Source organism: Pseudomonas sp. P116 (assembly GCF_020149425.1).
Classification (GTDB): domain Bacteria; phylum Pseudomonadota; class Gammaproteobacteria; order Pseudomonadales; family Pseudomonadaceae; genus Aquipseudomonas; species Aquipseudomonas anatoliensis.
Genome location: NZ_JACVHB010000001.1, coordinates 34,854 through 52,827 on the forward strand (window position 1 = coordinate 34,854; position 17,974 = coordinate 52,827).

The following is a 17,974-nucleotide window of genomic DNA, read 5'->3' on the forward strand; positions in this document are numbered from 1 at the left end:
ACTGAGGCCATGGCGATCAAACAACTTCTAAAACGCACCAGTGGCTGGCTCTATCTCAACTCGTCCGTGGGCCGCAATCAGTTGCATGGCGCCGGGGTGATCCTGATGCTGCATCGGGTGCTGGCCAACGACCGCGCCGCCGATCTGCCGCACCGCAATGAACTGTGCGTCGGGCCCCAGGCCTTCGAGCATTTGCTGGTGTGGCTGCGCAAGCATTTCGATTGCGTGCCGCTGATGGAAATCCTTCAGCCAAATTCGCTGCGCACCGAGCGCCCGCAAGTGGCGCTGACCTTCGATGACGGCTGGCGCGACAACGCCGTCAACGCCTTCCCGCTGCTGCAAAAACATCAGGTGCCGGCGAGTATTTTTCTCTCCACCGATTTCATTGGCAGTCGTCAACGATTCTGGTGGGAAAGCCTGGGCGAAACGCTGTGGGGCAGCCATGGCGACAAGGCGCGGATGCATTTGATCGAATACCTGCGTTCGATCGGTAAGCCATTGCCGGTGCTGGTCGATGACATCGATGTGCAGCGGCGCAGTCTGGCCCTTTTGCATTATCTGCAAAGTTTGAAAGATCTCGACCCGCAGGTGCTGGAACGGCTCACCGTCGAGTGCCCGCAGGATTCTCTGCCGCAGGCCCTGGACTGGCATCAGGTGCGCGCAATGGAAGCTTCGGGGCTGATTCGGTTCGGCCCGCACGGCGCCAGCCACGCGATTCTTACAGGCCTTGATAGTGCGCGCCTGACCCAGGAAATCAGCCGCAGTCGCGACGCCTTGAACAACGGCTGCAATCGGCCGTTACCGGTGTATTGCTACCCCAACGGCGATAACGATGAGCGCGTGCGCGAGCAGCTCGCCAATCACGATTATCCGTTTGCCCTCGGCACCGCTACCGGTCTCTATCGTGGGGCCGGCGACCCTTTGAACCTGCCGCGCTTCGGCGTCAGTCAACGCACCGCACGCAATCCCGAACTGCTGTCGTTACGCATCTTTCGGGGGGCACGCACATGAGCCGAGGCAACTACCTCAAGCATCTGGCCCTGAGCATGGGCACCAAACTGGCGATGATCGCCTTGCGTCTGCTGCGCAACGTGTTGCTCGCGCGGATTCTGGGCCCGAGTGAACGCGGCTTGTTTGCTTTGCTCAGCACCCTGCCGGACTTGATCAGCGCCGCCACCAGTGGCGGGCTGAATTCAGCGGTCGGCTATCAAGCGGCCAAGCAGCGGCCGATGGGTTTGCTACTCGCTCAGGTGCTGGTGTTCGGCTGTCTGCTGGCGGGGCTGCTGACCTTGCTGGTGGTTGCGTTGGTGCGTGAGTTCGGCGGCGAACTGGATATAACGATGCAACTCGGTCTGCTGGCCTGGCTGTTGCTGTTGGCGGTGCCGCTGACCGTACTCAAAAGCGGCCTGCTGACATTGCACAACGCCTCTGGCGGCGTGGTCGCGTTCAACGTGCTGCGCCTGATCGAATCGCTGGCGCCGCTGCTGCTGTTTCTTGCGCTGTTCTGGATGTGGAAAAGTGCTGCGCTGGAAGCGGCGCTGATCAGTTGGCTGGCCGGGATCAGCCTGGTGGTGCTGGTGGGATGGATGTGGCTCAAACGCGCGCAACCGATGCAGCTGCAATGGGACCGCGCCAGCCAGAACGAACTGCTGCGCTTCAGTGCACGCAGCCATCCGGATCTGCTGTTCCAGCAAGTCATCCTGCGCTCCGACTACTTGTTCATCGGCGCCCTGCTCGGCAGCACCGCGCTGGGTCACTACGCGATGGCCAGCGCAGCCGCCGAACTGCTGCTGATCGTCCCCGAAGCGGTGACCACACCGTTGATGAAGCGCCTGCTGCAACAGGACAAAGGCATGGACAAAGTTACCCCGCTGGCGCTGCGCCTGACTGCCACAGTGATGTTGGGCGCCTGCATCACGATGGCGGTGATCGGAGAATGGTTGATCATCACCTTGTTCGGCGCGGCGTATCAACCGGCGTATCCGGCGCTGCTTGCGTTGCTGCCAGGCCTGCTGGGCCTGTGCTACGCGAGCATTCTGCGTCTGGACTTGATTGGCAAAGACCGCCCCGGCACGGTGTCGCTATTGATGGGCTTGGGCGCGGTGTTCAATCTGGCGCTGAATCTGCTGTTGATTCCTGCCTACGGGATTGTCGGTGCGGCGGCGGCTTCTTCAATCGCCTATCTGGCTGTCACCGTGGCGATGCTGGTGCTTTATTGCCGCTTGAGTGGCGTGCCGTTCTGGCAAACCTTGATCATTCTGCCCAGCGACATCACCCCGATGTGGCTGATGTTGCAACGCCGGAAGGCAGCATGAAACGCCTGGCCCTGCTGCTCGGTCTCGGCCTGTCGCTGGACGCCTACGCGGCGTCGATGCGCTGGGGCGATATCCGCGACGGCAGTTTGTATCTGCAGGCCGATCGCGCGGACACCGTGACCGTCAGTTGGGTGCCAGCATGGCAGGCAGAGGCCAACGAAGAGCATCTGTACCTGCTCGACGGTCAGGGCAAGTTGCAGGGAGAACGGTTGATCAAGGCCAATGAAACCCGTGGCAGCCAGAGCTGGCCGCTGGCGCCTGGTGCGGCGAGTTATCAACTGGAGATTCCCGGCTACAGTTTCCGCGGTTACCGGATCGAACATGACGAAAAAACCGTGGCGCTGTTTGCCCCGGCCAAGGTGCATTTCAGCGCGGAAGTGCGTAACGGCACTGAGCTGTATTTCAGGGTCGCACCCGGCGAACATGCGGTGCTGGCCGGCAAGTTCCATGGCGGCATCAGCGGTTTGCAGGCACAGCGGGTTGGCGATGGACAGCAACTGTCATTGGCACTGAAACCCTATCGTGCCTATTGGCAGTTCGATCAAGTCGCGCTGCCCGTCAGCGAACAACCGCAGGTCTGGCGCCTGCTTCTGCAAGGTAGGGGCAAAGCAGCATTCTGGCTCGATGGCACGGCGAATCTGTTTGCGCAGAATCCGCAGCAGCTCAAACCCTTGCAGTCAGAACCGGGGCAAACGCGTCTGACCCTGCACGACAAAGTCCTCGGACGCACGCCGGATCTGGGAATCGCACTGCCTTACCTCGTACCGCCGCCGTCCAGTCACGCCCTACTCGATGCCTTGAAACCCAGCGCTGCGAGTTACTACAGCTTCGTTGACGTCACCTCGAAGAATCCGCATTTCGAAGACGCTTTTCGTCAGCTTTACCAAAATCGCTTCGGCATTCGCCAGGACATCACCCTGCTCGCCGGCACCGGGCGTCAGGCCGATCTGCGCGCCGATGTACAAAGCAACAGCGGCCTCGACGCCTGGCTCGCCGGCACCCGTGCCCTGGGTGGCAAAGGCACGCATTACATCGGTTTCGCCGACGAGCCTAACCTCAACTATTCAAGCTACGAACAATACCGGGCGATCTTCAACAGCATGGCGCGGCAGGTGCGCAGCGATCCGGCCAACGCCAAGGCTGGCGTGCGCATCGCGATGCCGGCCAGCTCACGCTTGGTCAATGGGCCGTTCACCGAAAACGCGGCGGACAAGCGCGGTATCGATTGGGCGCGGCGTCTGCTCGGTGAATCTGCCGATCAGGTCGATGCTTTGGCCTGGCATGAATGGATGATTCGCGACCTGCTCGCGACCCGGGTCTACCGCGACAGCGTGCGCCGCGCAGCAGACCTGGTGGGGCTGGACGCCAAAGGGCAACCACGCAAAGCGTTGCTGCTGGATCAGACCAATCTGTCCAGTGGCTCAGCCCTGAGCCCCTACGATCAGGAAACCCATTTCACCTCGCTGTGGTGGGCCTCGGTGGTGATCAACGCGTCTCAGGATGGGCTGCTGACCATGCTCAACTGGTTTCAGGCAGCCGATGAACCGCCCTACGGCAAAGGCATGGTGCGGGTGCTGGACAATGGTCGTTTGGAATTGAAACCGGTGGGCCTTGCCCAGCAATTCATCGCGCGGCATTGGCTGCCGCAAGTGCTGCAACTGGATAACGACGCTTTTGAGGTGGATGTCCTGGCGATGGCCGGCGACGAGCAGCGCGCACTGCTTGGGGTGAACAAAGGCACGCGCCTGCAACGGGTTGAACTAAGCGGTGCCAGATGCCCGCTGAAACATGGCGCCCTGCGTTACTTCGGCGCCGACAATCGCAGACAGGACGCACCGTTTGTCTGTGAAAACGGGCGCGTGCGTTTCGAATTGCCGGGGCAAACCCTGTTTGCCCTGAGCTGGAGCGCTTCATGAGCCGCCCTTCTGCCCTGCGAGCGTCATGCCGCGCGTGGCTACCTTCATCAGGAGAAGAGACCATGGATCTTTTGCAAAAACTCAGCGGACATATCCGTCGTAACGGCCTGCGAGCGACCTTGGCCAAGATCCGCAGAAAGTACATTTTCGCCCATCAGCAATTGCTGTGGATGGAGCGTGATCTGGTCAGCCCCGTGCCGCCGCACAACCTCAAACCCTACCCACCGCTGCGCGTAATGAAGATCACCGCAGACAACGCCAGTGCCTTCACCCGTTACTTTGGCGATCGTGTCGGCGTCATGGCCGAGCTGGCCAATGAAGGTCGCACCGGGCATATGCATGTCGACGAGCATGGCGATGCCGTGGCGTTTATCTGGGGCACGCCGCGCGATTATTTCGATCGGCATTACTACGGTTGCCGGTTCTCGGTGAAACCCGGCGAGTTCTTCGAATTCGGTGGCGAAATGACCCGCGCCTACTGGGGCACCGAATTGTCAGTCGATGTGCAAGTGCGCCTGTGGAAAGCCATGGCCGAGGAAGGCTGCAGCAAAGTGGTCGATGTCTGTGAGTCGACAAACATCCCGGCGCTCAAGCTGCACGTGCGCATGGGCTATACCGAACAACAGCGGATCATGAATATCTACACGCTGTTCGGTCGCTGGCGCTTCTACCGCGAATCCCGCTACAGCGGCTCGCGCCTGGAAGAACTGCGTAAACCTTCCCGTCCACCTGTCACAGCAACGGCGGCCTGAACCTATGGTGATGCGATTCGAATGGCGCACGTCCCTGTGCGCTGCCGATTTCCCGGCAGCGGCCTACGAGGTACTGCGTCTGCGTGTGGCCGACCACACGCCGTTCAACAACCTTGGCTGGTTGTGCGCGGCAGAACAGGCCTTGGGCGAAGATCAGCGCCTGCACATTCTGCTCGGCTGGGAAGCAGAGCAATTGCATCTGTGCCTGCCACTGGTGGCCAGCCGCGAACGCTTCGCTGGCGTGCCGTTTCGTGTTTTGCATCACTTGGGTTATCCGCTGGCCGATCGCCTGGCCCTGCTGTCGTTGCTCGGCAGCGAAGACATGCACAAAGCGCTGGTGCTGATTCGTGAGCGTCTGCCCCATGCGCTGCTGCAACTCAATGAACTGTCGGAACCTGCCGGTGAAGAAAGTGCGCTCACCGAATGGATGGCACGCAGTTCCACTGCTGAACGACGCCTGAGTTGCCGGGTGCCGGTGCATCTGATCAGCGACGCCGATCATCGCGAGGTCTCCGGCGACCCACGCTACAAGCTGCGTCGGGCGCGCAAACGGATTGCTGCATGCGGTGCGCAAGTGCGGCGAATCACCCCCGATGCGCTGTCGATGCCTACGATTTTAGAAGCGCTGCAGGAAGTCGAGTCGGTCAGTTGGAAAGGTGACGAGGGCGTCGGGATTTTCGCCACCGAACTCAGTCGTCAGTGGATGGAAAGCGCCTTCACCGCCCTCGCCGACCAAGGCCTGGTGCGGGTCGTGACGCTGGAGCTGGACGGCCGCTGCATCAGCTATCGCCTCGGCCTGCTCGAACAGGGCCGGCTCTACGATTACAACCTGGCGTTTTTGCCACAGTACGCCGACCTCGGTAGCGGCCGGGTGTTGCTGGAGGAATGGATTCGCTGGGGGCTGGATGAGCACTGGCGCTGGATCGATGCGTCGCGGGTCAGCCTGGAAAGCTCCAGCCATCAACTGCACGAACGCATGACCGGACAACTGGAACACTGGCGCTGGAGTTTCTACTCGTGGCGCCCGAGCGGCTTGCTGCTGGGCCTGGGGCTACGCCTTTGGCACCACGTCAAACCGTCCCTGCAAAAATGGCGCGCACGGCGTGCCGGCAAGTCGACAGCGGCGAACACATCCGAAACTCAACCGGCAACACCATCCACCACACCTGGGCTAGCACCTCGGAGAGCATCATGAAAGCCATCGAAAAACTGCTTCTGCGCATCAGAGAAAGAGGCCTGCGCCGCACCCTTGGCGCGCTGGGCAAACGTTACGTATTCGCTCACCGTGAATTGCTGTGGATGGAGCGCGATCTGGTCACGCCGATTGCCCCGAACAAACTGCGCCCTTGTGAAGGTTTGCGCAGAGTCGACATCACCGAAGAAAACGCCAAGGCATTCAGCAAGTACTTTGGTGACCGCGTGCAGACCATGGCCGAGCTGGCCGCTGAAGGGCATACGGGGCACATGTACCTGGACCAGGACGATCACACCGTCGGGTTCGTCTGGGCCAGCACTCGCGACTATTACGACCGCCACTTCTACCGCTGCACGTTCCCGGTCAAGCCCGGTGAATACTTTCAGTTCGGTGCCGAAATCACCCGGCAGTATTTCGGCAGTAGCTTGACCGTCGATGCACAGACCGCACTTTGGCAAGTCATGGCTACCCGAGGTTTCGAAAAAGTGGTGGATATCTGCGACGGCGCCAATGTACAGGCCCTGAAGATGCATATGCGTCTGGGCTATCAGGAACAGGGGCGTATCACCCACGTCTACGACCTGTTCGGGCACTGGCGTTTCTACCGCGAAACACGCTACAGCGGCTCAAGACTGGAGGCTTTGCGCAAGCCGGAAAGACCGGTGGTGACGGCAGCGGCGCAGGCTTGATTCAGTCCCGAGATTGATGGCGGCTATTGGGCCGCCATCGCGAGCAGGCTCACTCCTACAGTGGGCTTCGGCGAGCACAAACTTTGTGTAGACGCCGATCCAGTGTAGGAGTGAGCCTGCTCGCGATGAGGCCAGTCAGGGCAATACAGACCTCAGTTCTGGACGGCGATGAGGGTGAAACACATCGGCAACTGCGCTTCTTGATTCAGGTACTGGTCATACACCTCTTCCCGATTCGAATGCGCATACTCCTTGAAGTGCGCGATGTTCAGCCCTGCCCCGATGGCGCCGCTGAAGATCGCGCCGAGGGTGTGCACGAACCAGTAGGATTTCGCCGCCTGCTGTTCGACCTTGCCGACATAGACGATCGGCTCTTCCTGCACGAACGGCTCAGCGCGGAAGTACGAGCTCGCGAGGCGATACGGGTCTTCGCCATCAGGATCGACCATTTCCAGAAACGGATGGGTTTCGTAGATCACCAGTTGTCCACCCGGTTTCAGCACCTGCGCGACGTGGCGGAAGAATTCGCCGATGTCGGGCATCCAGTTCAGCACGCCGATGGTGATCAGCGCGACGTCGAAGCGGTTGTGCAACGTCGCCGGCAGGTGATGGATATCGGCTTCGATGAATTCGGCGTTGTGCGGTGACCGACTGTTCAGCTCGCGGGCCTGTTCGAGAAAGGCGCTCGACTGGTCGACTCCAACCACTTGCCGCGCACCGAGGGCAAACAGCGACAGGCTCTCACGGCCGTTGTTGCAACCCAGTTGAATCACCTCTTTACCGTCGACACCGACCTGTTCCAGCACGCCACACAAAGTGTCGTCCAGGCAGGAAAAATCCGCCTGCGCGACTTCGCTGAGCAATGCCTGCCAGTCCGGCGAATCCTGATGATGACGAGCAGAATCGTTCCACGCCTGACGATTGCTTTCGATGGCGGTTTTATTGTTTGGCACTTCCATGGCGCACTCCGGACGATGCTCCTGATTGAGCGGATCCGAGTCTAGATCAACCGCCAGTTGCGGTTGTTGCAAACTTGTAAGCCAACTCTGTAGGAGCTACCGCAGGCTGCGATCTTTTGATCTTGCTTTTAAAAATCAAAAGATCGTCCGATCGCGGCCCGAGCCTTCGGCAGCTCCTACACGTTTGGGGCTTTCTGCCTACATACGCTGCCGATGCTTCCATTATTGATAAAGGATTCGGCCGACCTCTTATTCGTATCCACTTGGATACAGTCGGGCAATGAATTATCTTATTCAACAGACAGCAGTCTTCCACGCTTGGCATCGATCAATTCGCGACCTGCGGGCCAAGGTGGCCATCGCACGTCGCATTGATCGAGCCTCTACAGGTAATCTCGGCGATGTTAAATCAGTGGGCGATGGCGTGTCCGAAATGCGCGTAGATATCGGCGCGGGGTTCCGGGTGTATTTCACAATGCGTAACGGTGCAATGATCGTCCTGTTGGCCGGAGGCGATAAATCCTCACAAAGCGCAGACATCCGACGCGCAAAAAAAATGGCAAAGGAGGTTTAACCATGAGCCAGACCTTGACGAGTTTCGACATGGCAGCGCTGCTGGACAGTGACGAAGCCATCAGCGAATACCTGTCTCAAGTCCTCTTGGACGGGGATAACGAAGAGTTTCTTCGAGCAATCGGCTATGTGGTCAAGGCCCGCGGAATGACGCAAATAGCCAAAAACTCAGGATTGGGTCGTGAAAGTCTGTACAAGGCATTCGCGCCAGGCGCAAAACCGCGTTTCGATACGGTTTTGAAGATCATCCATGCCCTTGGAATCGATCTTTGCGCACAGCCGGGGCATGTGATCAATCAATCGGCGTCTTGAATGCGGGACCTGCCGCAGGGCAGCTATAGTTAATAGCCTTGGGGAAAACCGCACTCGCAGGTGCCGCCATGCAAATGTTCGAACGGCTGTTGTTGACCGGTTGTCTGCTCGCCGCCACACAGGCGCACGCGCTGGACAGCAATTTTATCTACTACGGGCCGAACCAGCCCTTCGCCCACCCCGCTCCGCCGTCGTTGTCCGCGCAGCCGCCACGGCCGTTTGATGACACCGCGCCGCAGGATTTCGTGGTCATCCCGGATCGCCACGTGTTTCGTGATTCGCAACTGCCGACCGTGGCGGATGCGACGGTGCGGGTATTTGTCCGCACGTACGATGCCGAGCGTGGGATTTATGTGAATGACGAGGTGCTGGATCCGACGTGCCTGTTGGCTTGCCTCAGCCGCCAGCAGCATTGAGACCGAGCCCTGAACACCTCCTGTAGGAGCTGCCGCAGGCTGCGATCTTTTGATGTTGATTTTTAAAGATCAAAAGATCGCAGCCTGCGGCAGCTCCTACAGGGTGCGTATCCATTGTTCCATCGTTCGCACAGCGGAGTTACGGTGAGACTGGACTCACCACTGGCGTTTATCCGGTCGGGCCAGGCCGAGCTTTTCAATGCGATAACGCAGCATGTCGCGGCTCAGGCCCAGCAAGCGGGCGGACTTGGTGACGTTCCAGTCGGTCTTGTCGAGCATCTTGCGCACCATGTCGCGCTCGACTTCCGGCAGGTTCATTGATTCCATGTTGCTGGCCGGACGCGGCTCGTAATGCGGCGCCGGTTCGTAATGTTGATGTTGATGCTGCTGATGCTGATGTTGCGGTGGCAACTCGTCACAAAGGCTCATGCAGACGTTCAACTGGTGCGCGGCGATGGTGTCGTTCGGCGCCAGCAGCACGGTTTGCTCAAGCATGTTGCGCAGCTCGCGCACATTGCCCGGCCAGGTGTAACTGAGCAGCAACTCTTCGGCCTGATCACTGAAATGCAGATTCGGTTTGCCATAGCGCTTGCCATGGCTGGCGAGGAAGTGCCGGGCCAGCAGCAAAATGTCTTCGCCCCGCGCATGCAGGCGCGGGACCTTGATCGAAATGATCCGCAACCGGAAGAACAGATCGCGCCGGAATTTGCCCTGCTGCACCATTTGCTCAAGGTTGCAGTTGGTCGCGCTGATCACCCGCAAATTGACCTTGCGCTCCTTCACCGAACCCACGCGGCGAATGGTCCGATCTTCAAGCAGCTTCAAGAGCTTGGCCTGCAACAGCAGGTCCATTTCGCCGACTTCATCGAGAAACAATGTGCCGCCATCCGCCGCTTCCACCAGACCGACACGGCGATCCTTGGCGTCGGTGAACGCGCCTTTCTCATGACCGAATAACTCGGACTCCACCAGATTCGACGGAATTGACGCACAGTTGAATTCAATAAACGGGCCTTTGCTGCGCGGGCCGTCGAAGTGCAACGCACGGGCCACCAGTTCCTTGCCGGTGCCGGTTTCACCTTCCACCAGTACCGGCGGCAGATCGGTGTTGGCCATGCGGCGTTCGGCGTCGAGCAACTGGCCGATGGTGTTCTTCAGGTACTGCATCGGCGCCGATTCGCCAATCAACGCCTGCACCCCGGACTTCTGCGCCTCGCGCTCCTGATAAAACGACAGCGTGCGCTCCATTCGCTCGGTGGCCAGGGCCTTGTCGAGCAGCAGTTTGAGTTCCGGCAGTGCGACCGGTTTGGTGACGTAATGAAAGGCGCCCTCCTTCATCGCCACCACCGCATCTTCGACGTTGCCGTAACCGGTCATCATGATCACTTTAAGATCCGGCGCGCTGATGCGCAGCTTCTGGATCAGGTCATGACCACTCATGCCCGGTAACGAGTTGTCGGTGAGGACGATATCCGGCATGAGCGTTTCCAGTTGCTCCAGCGCGTCTTCGGCCGAATGGCAGACGGTCACCTCGAAGTCTTTGCGCTCCAGGTAGGTCTGAATATTGTCGGCCAGCAGTTCATCATCCTCGACCAGCAGAATGCTGTGTTCCATATTCCCCTCCCGATGCCACTTTAAAGTTGAGACTGACGCGGGTTCCCTCCTGCTCGCGGCTGGTCAAGACGACCGACCCCTGAAACCGTTCCATGATTCTTTTGACCAAAGCAAGACCTACGCCGAGCCCGCCCTGCTTGGTGGTGAAAAACGGTTTGAACACCAGTTGCTGCTGCTGCGCGCTCATGCCTTTGCCTGTGTCGCCCAGGATCATGCTTACCTGATCGGGCTGCAGCGTTTCGATCTCCACGGTCAACACGCCGCCCTTGGGCATGGCTTCGAGGGCGTTGGCAAACAGGCTGTTGAGAATTTGCGTGAGCAGCACCTGCTGACTGACGATGGGCGGGCAATCTTGCGGGGTGAATCGCACGACAACTCCGTTGCGTCGAATCAGCGCCTCGAACGCGCCGAGGGTGTCTTCGACCGTCGCGAGCAAGTCCACCGCCTCACCGTCGTCACTCATTGGCCGTAACGACACCAGCAACTCGCGCACCCAGCGTGACATGCGGTCAACCTGGCTGATGATGTCGCCTATATTGCGCTGGGCGCCGTCGCTGGCGACTTCCTGAGCCAGTTCGGCGCTGGAGCGAATGGTTGCCAACGGGTTGCGCAAACTGTGCGCCACCGCCGAGGACATTTCCCCCAGCGCGACAAAGGTTTCGTTGCTGATCAGTTGCTGTTGCTGGCTTTGCAGCAGCGTTGCGGCGCGGCGCACGATCCAGAACAGCCCGAGATAAATCGCTGCGCCGCCGAGCAGGGTCGCCGCCCAGATCGAGGCGAATCCACGGTCGATCCGGTCGACCAGATCGGACGGTTCCTTGTAGATCTCGACCATGGCGACGACTTTGCTTTGGTCGGCATTGAACATCGGAATGTAATTCTCGATGAACAGGTATTTCGGCTCGCGCGACAGTCGCTGCTCAGGCTTCTCGTCGTCGATCTTGTGGTAGCTCGAGGACACCGGGACTTTCATTTCGAACGACTCGTGCAACTCGTCATCGTCTTCAATCTTGACGTTGATCAGCTCCGGGTTGGTTGACCAGATGATCGTGCGATCAAGCGCATAAACAGTGGCCAACAGAACGTCGGGCAAATGTTCGACATGGTCGAGAAACTCAATGCGTGCCGAAGCGTGCACCGCCGGATCGACGTCGGGGTAACTGTTGTCTTCGCGTGGGTCGAGCATTTCGCCCATGGTGCGGTTCGGGTTGATTTTGGCGTGGCGCATTTCGGCCTCGCCGATGGCCTGGACGAATTGCGCGGTAAGCAGCGCATCGCGCTCCACGCTTTCGGTGACCACGAAGCGCGTGGAGATATAGCCCAACCCCAGCGCTACGGCCGCGATGATCAGAAAACTGCCCAGCGAAAACCAGCGCAGCAAATTGAACTGCCCGCGCCAGCCTGTGCACACTGCTGCCGTTGCGCTCGGCGCAGGTATTTTTTGTGATTCCTGTCGCTGCATGGCCGTGCCCTGGAGGTTGTGCATCAATCCGTTCGTTGCCGCCATCACTGATCAGTGTAGGCGGCAATGAACGTGACTCACGGCCTGATGATTCTATTTTGCCGCTATTGGCTGCGCACCGGGCCGAGATTGCGTTAATGACGCCTTGCAACTAACTCGCCAATTCGGTAATTACCTGTAAAACATGACGTTAGCGGAACAGACCACTATCTCGCCACGCGACGAATGGGGACGATCACCCGATAGTGGGGCAAGTGTCGAGAAAGCAGATCTGCCCACTTCATCGCCATCCGCGGGGGCAACCCGACAGGCACCCGATGGGCGTTAATGGATGAGCTGGAACGCCAGACGCACGGTGGTGCCCTCACCTTCGCGGCTGTCGAGGGTCACGCCGCCGCCAAAGCGTTCCATGATCCGTTTGACCAGCACCAGGCCGACGCCGAGCCCACCCTGTTTGGTGGTGAAGAACGGACGGAAGGCCAGGCTGCGTTGTTCTTCGTTCATGCCTTTGCCCGTGTCGCTGAGCACCACGCAGACGCTGCGGTTGTCGGCCGGTTCGAGGCTAATGGTCAGCGTGCCGCCCTTGTCCATCGCTTCCAGGGCATTGGCCAGCAGGCTGTTGAGGATCTGCGTCAGTTGCACCGGCTGGCTGAGCACCATCGGCGTGTTCTGCGGATGAAACGCCACGTGTATCTGGTTTTTGGCGATCTGCTGTTCGAAGGCGACCAGACTTTCGTACAGCGCGGCCACCAGGTTTACCGGCTCAGGATCATCGTTGAGGGGGCGCAGGGATTGCAGCAGCTCACGCACCCACTGCGACATGCGGTCGACCTGACCGATGATGTCCTTGATGTTTTTCTCCGCCGGCCCGGCATCGAACTCCAGCGCCAGCTCGGCACTGGAGCGGATGGTCGCCAACGGATTGCGCAGACTGTGCGCTACTGCCGAGGACATCTCGCCCAGCGCGACGAAGGTTTCGTTGGCGATCAGTTGCTTTTGCTGCGCCGCCAACAATATCGCCGCGCGCCGCACGATCCAGAACAAACCCAGGTAAATCAGCCCGCCGCCAAGCGCCGTGGCCAGCCAGATCAGCACCATGCCGCGCTCCATGCGGGCGATCAAGTCCTTGGGTTCCTTGTAGATCTCGACCATCGCCGTGACATTTTTGCCTTCGGCGTCGAACAGCGGGATGTAGTTCTCGATGAAGATGTATTGCGGCGGAACCACGAATTTCTGCTCGGCGCGGTCCTCTTCGACGCCGTGATAGCTGGCCGACACCGGAATCTTCTCGTTAAAGGCCCGATCGAGGTCTTCATCGGCATGAATGCTGGTGCCGATCAGCTCGCGGTTGGTTGACCAGATCACTCGCCGGTCGGGCGCGTAAATATTGGCGAGAATCACATCCGGCAAATGCTCGATGTGATCGAGAAACTCGCCCCGCGCATCGGCCCGTGCTTGCGGATTGACGTCTGGAAAATCCTTGTCCTGACGCGGATCGAGCAATTCGCCCATGGTCCGCACATTGGGAATCGCAACGTGGCGCACCTCGGCCGAAGCGATGGCCTGAATAAACTGCGCCGTCAGCAACGCATCGCGCTGCACGCTCTCCTCAATCACAAATCGGGTCGACACCGCACCGAGCGCAACGGCGACTGTGCCGATCACCGCCATGCTGATCAACGAAAACCAGCGCAACAGATTGAACGGCTGCTTGCGCGAGCCCAGCCGCAGGCTGCTCTCATCGACTGGAAGTGATTTCGACTGCATGTTCATGGCGGCGACTTCCCGAAACTTCCCTATAGGGTTATAGCCCACGGTTGGGTGTTTGCCCGGATGCGGGGGCCCCAATTTCCCGATCAACCAAAAACCTTCTGTAGGAGCTGTCGAGTGAAACGAGGCTGCGATCCTTTGATCTTCACAATCAAAAGATCGCAGCCTTCGGCAGCTCCTACAGGGGTGCCCCACCGGCCCCAATGCTGGGGACTCATGCCCTATCCCCCGAATGCTGTATCGCCCGACCGCTTATTGACAAACCCCTCTAATCCGAGCCTTTCAAGCCTATTCGCCAGACCTTGGCATGGAAGGTGTACAGGCCCTCTGCAACTGACCCACCCCCAAGGGGCAGGTACTTCGATAGAGGGCTTAACTCATGCACCCTTTACTGTCCAAAACCGCGACCGTCCTGGTCGTGAGCGCATTGGCCCAGGGCATTGCCCAGGCCGCCTTGTTTGCTGTTGACCCCGGCCCATACGCCCCGGCCACCGGCGGTTTCGCCAGTTGGTATCAAGACACCCACGGTCGCACGCTGGAGCTGTGCCTGTCCAAAGCGCTCAGTTCTCGGGTGCCCAGCGCACCCGGCGCGCCTTCGTACATGTGCTCGCTGCTGCCGACCCCCGGTGTGTTCGATGACGCGCAGCCGATTGTCTTCCCCACCAACTTTCCCGATGAAGCGTTCTGGTTCACCGGTGAAACTGCACTGGTCGATGCGGCACGCGGGATTGACCTCGGTTACGTGAGCGCCATCGAAGCCGCGTTCGCCGCTGAAGAACCCGTCGAAGGCGATCAGGTCAGCTTCGCGCGAATCCGCATTCGCGTCGATGTGCCCACTGCCGGCACCTACGTGATCACCCACCCCTACGGCGTCGACGTGTTCAACATCGACACCCCCGGCCGGCGTGCGATCAACATGACCCGCGACATCGGCATCGGCTCGCCGAAAACCTACGATGGCGCGCTCAAGGGCGACATCGGGCCGTTCCTGCGCAGCGTCAACGGGCCGTACACCGAGACCAACCCGCTGACCGGCGCCGCCGAACAATTCGTTGGTGACCCGAACCTCAGCGAAGCGGTCACCGGCAGTCCGTTCAACACCAATTACGTACGGATCGAAGGGCCTAACGGTCTGGATTTACGCACGACCACGTTTGCCGTCTCCGGCAAGCTGTCGACCGTGGTGCGACCAACGCCAATGATCCCGCAGCGCAGCACCTATTCGCGCAAGGCCGGTGAAAGCGCACCCGTGGCCCAGCAAGACGTGTTTGTCCTCGCACCGCCAGCGCCCGGCACCGCAGCAATCACCAGCAGCACCCCAGTGCTGAACATGACCGAAGCCAACAGCACCGGCAGCTGGTACGCGCAATCTTCGCTCAACCCGACCTTGCCGACCACGTTGCAAGTGATCGCCGACAACCACCTGGCCATCGCCAGCAGCACGCCGACCACCCTGCCGATGGTCCTGACCGATCTGGTGATTATCCAGAGCGCCCAGTACAGCCTGAGCTCCGGGCAACTGACCGTGGTCGCTTCGACCAGTGACGAAACGTCGCCACCCGTACTCACCGCCACCTCCGGCAGCGGCGCCGCCATCGGTGCGCTGGGCGGCGACGGCGCGGTGAAAACCCTGGCCACCGGGATCTCGCCGATTCCACCGTCCAGGGTGTTGGTGACGTCGTCCAACGGCGGCAGCGATACCGAAGAAGTGGTCATCGTGCAATGAACGCTCACATGCCCAGATCCGTATCAGGAGGCATCATGAACAAGTGGCCACGCTTCGCGCTCAACGCGCTCGGGCTTGCTCTTTCACTGACCGGCAGTGCGTACGCGCAACTGGCCGCCGTCGACCCCGGCCCCTACACCTTCGCCACCGGGAAATTCCCGATGTGGTATCAGGACGAAAACCAGCTCTCGATGGAGCTTTGCCAGTCGCGCGCTGCCAGCTCGCGGGTACCGGCCAGCAATCCACCGTCGTACATGTGCATTCTGCTGGCTGAGCCGGGTATCTACGACGATGCCCAGCCGATGATCTTCCCCGATAACTGGCCGCCGGAAGCGTTCTGGTTTCTCGCCGAAACCACCATCGCCGACAATGGCGCCGGTTATGGCGTGGACGCCTACGTGGCCGGGATCGAAGCGGCGTTCGCCTCGGAAAATCCGGCGGACGGTGATCAGCAAAGCTTCGCGCGGATCCGTATCCGGGTGAACGTCCCGGTTGCCGGCACCTACACCATCACTCACCCGTACGGCGTCGAAACGGTCAATGTCACCACGCCGGGCCGCCGCGCGATCAACATCACTCGCGACATCGGCATTGGTGCGCCGGGCAATTTCAGCGGCGCCGTCGGTGGCGCAATCGGGCCGTTCCTGCGCAGCGTCAACGGCCCTTACACCGAAGTGAACCCTGACACCGGCGCCACGGAAACCTTCGTCGGCGACCCGAACCTCAACGAAGCGGTGACCGGCAGCCCCTTCAACACCAACTTCCTGCGCATCACCGGACCCGCCGGGACGATCCAGTCCACAGTGTTCAGCCTGTCCGGCAAAGTGCTCGACAACCGTCAGCAAACCCAGGTCGAAATCGACCGCGCCACCTATCGTCGCACCGCCGCGGGCGTGCGCGCTGAAGTGTTTGCCAAGGCTGATAACAGCTCGACCCTGTGCTTTCGCGAAAGCGTCGCGCTGCTCCCTGGTCCGCCGCTGACGCCATGCCAGACCAATCTGTTGGGCGACAACAACGGACTGTTCTTCGGCCAACGCCTTGGTACTGGCGCAGTCCCACCGGTGGTGGTTGTGACCGCGACCAACCCGACCGGAACGACCCGTCCAACCGCCGTGTCGGCGAAACTTACCGACGTGGTGAAAGTGCAGACTGCACGTTACAACTGGGCCAACCACAGCCTGCTGATCGAAGCGACATCGACCGATGAAGTGGCGATCCCGGACATGGTTGCCCAGGGCTACGGACGCCTGTCGAAAACCGGCACCCTGCAACGCATCACCGTCGCCGACCTGACTCAGCCACCGGCCACCGTGACGGTGAAGTCCGCCGCTGGCGGCAGTGACACCGAAGCCGTCGTGGTCGTAGGCAATGCGCCGGACACCGGTGAAAACCAGGCCCCGCTGACCGTCGCTGACGCAGGCGCCACCAGTTTCGGTGTGCCAGTCACCCTCAATCTGCTGACCAATGACAGCGATCCTGACGGCGACACACCGCTGGGTATCACCGCGTTGACGCAACCGGCGGCCGGCCAAGGCACCGTCGTCCTCAATGGCACCACATCGGTGGTTTACACCCCGCCAGCCGTAGTGAATGCACCGCTGACCACCACCTTCACCTACAAGGCGCAGGACGCCAAGGGCCTGGCTTCGGCCAACCCGGCGAACGTGACGATTACTGTCGCGCCGAACCAGGCACCGACCGCCGTAGCCGACAGCATCGCCACTTTAGGGGTAGCCATCCCGATCAACGTGCTCGCCAACGACAGCGATCCGGAAGGCAACGTACCACTGGCAGTGAACAGCCTGACCCAACCGGCTGTCGGCCGCGGCACGGTCAACACCGACGGCACGGTGATCAACTACACCCCACCGGCCACCGTGACCACGGCGTTCACCACGACCTTCACCTACATCGCCCGGGACAGCGTAGGCGCCCTGTCGACGCCGGCCACGGTCACGGTGCAAGTGTCGCCACGGCCAGCGACGGAAAACTTCGCGGTCACCGTTTCTACCGTGCAGGCGCGTTCCGGCGGTCGCTTCAACTGGGACTTCACCGGCACTTCTTCAGTGACCACTGGCAACACCATCACTGTGCAAGTCACCACCCCGACCGGGCTGGTAACGCTGGGCACGACCACGGTGCCGTTGACCGGACGCTGGCGGCTGACGCTGGCCAACACGTTGATAGTGCCATCGGCTAATCCGACCGCAACCATCCGTTCGTCCCAAGGCACCGTGCGCACGGTCTCGGTAAACACACTCTGACCCTGCGCCCC

The 17,974-nt window shown here is 60.4% G+C and carries 15 protein-coding genes; 11 read left to right on the forward strand and 4 right to left on the reverse strand.

Going from position 1 to position 17,974, the window contains the following annotated elements; all coding sequences use genetic code 11:
* The first annotated feature begins 9 nt into the window (after window positions 1-9).
* The 6 genes from ICA15_RS00155 to ICA15_RS00180 all read left to right on the forward strand — a co-directional run bounded on the left by ICA15_RS00155 (window position 10) and on the right by ICA15_RS00180 (window position 6,867).
* Entirely contained in the window at window positions 10-1,011 is a 1,002-nt protein-coding gene (locus ICA15_RS00155) for a polysaccharide deacetylase family protein (RefSeq protein ID WP_210555543.1), read from the forward strand.
* Window positions 1,008-2,315 (forward strand): oligosaccharide flippase family protein, encoded by a 1,308-nt coding sequence (locus ICA15_RS00160; RefSeq protein WP_150602277.1) that lies wholly within the window; start codon window positions 1,008-1,010, stop codon window positions 2,313-2,315. The genes ICA15_RS00155 and ICA15_RS00160 overlap by 4 nt, the downstream gene beginning before the upstream one ends.
* A complete protein-coding gene (locus ICA15_RS00165) occupies window positions 2,312-4,231 on the forward strand; it encodes a hypothetical protein (RefSeq protein WP_210555542.1) in 1,920 nt (639 codons plus the stop codon). The genes ICA15_RS00160 and ICA15_RS00165 overlap by 4 nt, the downstream gene beginning before the upstream one ends.
* 62 nt (window positions 4,232-4,293) lie before the next feature.
* Entirely contained in the window at window positions 4,294-4,983 is a 690-nt protein-coding gene (locus tag ICA15_RS00170; protein WP_150616529.1) for an N-acetyltransferase, read from the forward strand.
* Between the two features lie 4 nt (window positions 4,984-4,987).
* Window positions 4,988-6,178 (forward strand): GNAT family N-acetyltransferase, encoded by a 1,191-nt coding sequence (locus ICA15_RS00175; RefSeq protein WP_210555541.1) that lies wholly within the window; start codon window positions 4,988-4,990, stop codon window positions 6,176-6,178.
* The gene (locus ICA15_RS00180) at window positions 6,175-6,867 is read left to right on the forward strand and encodes an N-acetyltransferase (protein ID WP_150602281.1); all 693 of its coding nucleotides are present in this window, start codon (window positions 6,175-6,177) and stop codon (window positions 6,865-6,867) included. Before ICA15_RS00175 ends, ICA15_RS00180 begins: the two co-directional genes overlap by 4 nt.
* 152 nt (window positions 6,868-7,019) lie before the next feature.
* On the opposite strand, the gene ICA15_RS00185 is transcribed toward ICA15_RS00180, so the two are convergent.
* Window positions 7,020-7,826: a class I SAM-dependent methyltransferase gene (locus ICA15_RS00185; protein WP_210555540.1), complete on the reverse strand. Its 807-nt coding sequence runs from the start codon at window positions 7,824-7,826 to the stop codon at window positions 7,020-7,022.
* A gap of 280 nt (window positions 7,827-8,106) precedes the next feature.
* On the opposite strand from ICA15_RS00185, the gene ICA15_RS00190 reads away from it, so the two are divergent.
* From ICA15_RS00190 to ICA15_RS00200, 3 genes are all read left to right on the forward strand, one after another.
* Window positions 8,107-8,400 carry a type II toxin-antitoxin system RelE/ParE family toxin gene (locus ICA15_RS00190; RefSeq protein ID WP_150602283.1) on the forward strand — a complete coding sequence of 98 codons (294 nt, stop codon included), beginning with the start codon at window positions 8,107-8,109 and terminating at the stop codon, window positions 8,398-8,400.
* A gap of 2 nt (window positions 8,401-8,402) precedes the next feature.
* Window positions 8,403-8,711, forward strand: a complete 309-nt coding sequence (locus ICA15_RS00195; RefSeq protein ID WP_150602284.1) for an addiction module antidote protein — start codon at window positions 8,403-8,405, stop codon at window positions 8,709-8,711.
* A gap of 68 nt (window positions 8,712-8,779) precedes the next feature.
* On the forward strand, window positions 8,780-9,127 hold the full coding sequence (locus ICA15_RS00200; protein WP_210555539.1) for a hypothetical protein: 348 nt from the start codon (window positions 8,780-8,782) through the stop codon (window positions 9,125-9,127).
* Window positions 9,128-9,283: 156 nt separating this feature from the next.
* On the opposite strand, the gene ICA15_RS00205 is transcribed toward ICA15_RS00200, so the two are convergent.
* From ICA15_RS00205 to ICA15_RS00215, 3 genes are all read right to left on the reverse strand, one after another.
* Window positions 9,284-10,741: a sigma-54-dependent transcriptional regulator gene (locus ICA15_RS00205; protein ID WP_210555538.1), complete on the reverse strand. Its 1,458-nt coding sequence runs from the start codon at window positions 10,739-10,741 to the stop codon at window positions 9,284-9,286.
* Entirely contained in the window at window positions 10,710-12,203 is a 1,494-nt protein-coding gene (locus ICA15_RS00210) for a sensor histidine kinase (protein WP_150602495.1), read from the reverse strand. Before ICA15_RS00210 ends, ICA15_RS00205 begins: the two co-directional genes overlap by 32 nt.
* Window positions 12,204-12,527: 324 nt before the next feature.
* On the reverse strand, window positions 12,528-13,976 hold the full coding sequence (locus ICA15_RS00215) for a sensor histidine kinase (protein WP_210555537.1): 1,449 nt from the start codon (window positions 13,974-13,976) through the stop codon (window positions 12,528-12,530).
* Between the two features lie 376 nt (window positions 13,977-14,352).
* On the opposite strand from ICA15_RS00215, the gene ICA15_RS00220 reads away from it, so the two are divergent.
* Together ICA15_RS00220 and ICA15_RS00225 are read left to right on the forward strand one after the other, a co-directional pair.
* Window positions 14,353-15,699 carry a hypothetical protein gene (locus tag ICA15_RS00220; RefSeq protein WP_210555536.1) on the forward strand — a complete coding sequence of 449 codons (1,347 nt, stop codon included), beginning with the start codon at window positions 14,353-14,355 and terminating at the stop codon, window positions 15,697-15,699.
* Window positions 15,700-15,734: 35 nt separating this feature from the next.
* Window positions 15,735-17,963 carry an Ig-like domain-containing protein gene (locus tag ICA15_RS00225; protein ID WP_210555535.1) on the forward strand — a complete coding sequence of 743 codons (2,229 nt, stop codon included), beginning with the start codon at window positions 15,735-15,737 and terminating at the stop codon, window positions 17,961-17,963.
* Window positions 17,964-17,974: the final 11 nt, after the last annotated feature.

Bases quoted from the DNA above. Each gene is read 5' to 3' on its own strand.
- ICA15_RS00155 (WP_210555543.1), top strand. From the start codon at position 10: ATGGCGATCAAACAACTTCTAAAACGCACCAGTGGCTGGCTCTATCTC.
- ICA15_RS00160 (WP_150602277.1), top strand. From the start codon at position 1,008: ATGAGCCGAGGCAACTACCTCAAGCATCTGGCCCTGAGCATGGGCACC.
- ICA15_RS00165 (WP_210555542.1), top strand. From the start codon at position 2,312: ATGAAACGCCTGGCCCTGCTGCTCGGTCTCGGCCTGTCGCTGGACGCC.
- ICA15_RS00170 (WP_150616529.1), top strand. From the start codon at position 4,294: ATGGATCTTTTGCAAAAACTCAGCGGACATATCCGTCGTAACGGCCTG.
- ICA15_RS00175 (WP_210555541.1), top strand. From the start codon at position 4,988: ATGGTGATGCGATTCGAATGGCGCACGTCCCTGTGCGCTGCCGATTTC.
- ICA15_RS00180 (WP_150602281.1), top strand. From the start codon at position 6,175: ATGAAAGCCATCGAAAAACTGCTTCTGCGCATCAGAGAAAGAGGCCTG.
- ICA15_RS00185 (WP_210555540.1), bottom strand. From the start codon at position 7,826: ATGGAAGTGCCAAACAATAAAACCGCCATCGAAAGCAATCGTCAGGCG.
- ICA15_RS00190 (WP_150602283.1), top strand. From the start codon at position 8,107: ATGAATTATCTTATTCAACAGACAGCAGTCTTCCACGCTTGGCATCGA.
- ICA15_RS00195 (WP_150602284.1), top strand. From the start codon at position 8,403: ATGAGCCAGACCTTGACGAGTTTCGACATGGCAGCGCTGCTGGACAGT.
- ICA15_RS00200 (WP_210555539.1), top strand. From the start codon at position 8,780: ATGCAAATGTTCGAACGGCTGTTGTTGACCGGTTGTCTGCTCGCCGCC.
- ICA15_RS00205 (WP_210555538.1), bottom strand. From the start codon at position 10,741: ATGGAACACAGCATTCTGCTGGTCGAGGATGATGAACTGCTGGCCGAC.
- ICA15_RS00210 (WP_150602495.1), bottom strand. From the start codon at position 12,203: ATGCAGCGACAGGAATCACAAAAAATACCTGCGCCGAGCGCAACGGCA.
- ICA15_RS00215 (WP_210555537.1), bottom strand. From the start codon at position 13,976: ATGAACATGCAGTCGAAATCACTTCCAGTCGATGAGAGCAGCCTGCGG.
- ICA15_RS00220 (WP_210555536.1), top strand. From the start codon at position 14,353: ATGCACCCTTTACTGTCCAAAACCGCGACCGTCCTGGTCGTGAGCGCA.
- ICA15_RS00225 (WP_210555535.1), top strand. From the start codon at position 15,735: ATGAACAAGTGGCCACGCTTCGCGCTCAACGCGCTCGGGCTTGCTCTT.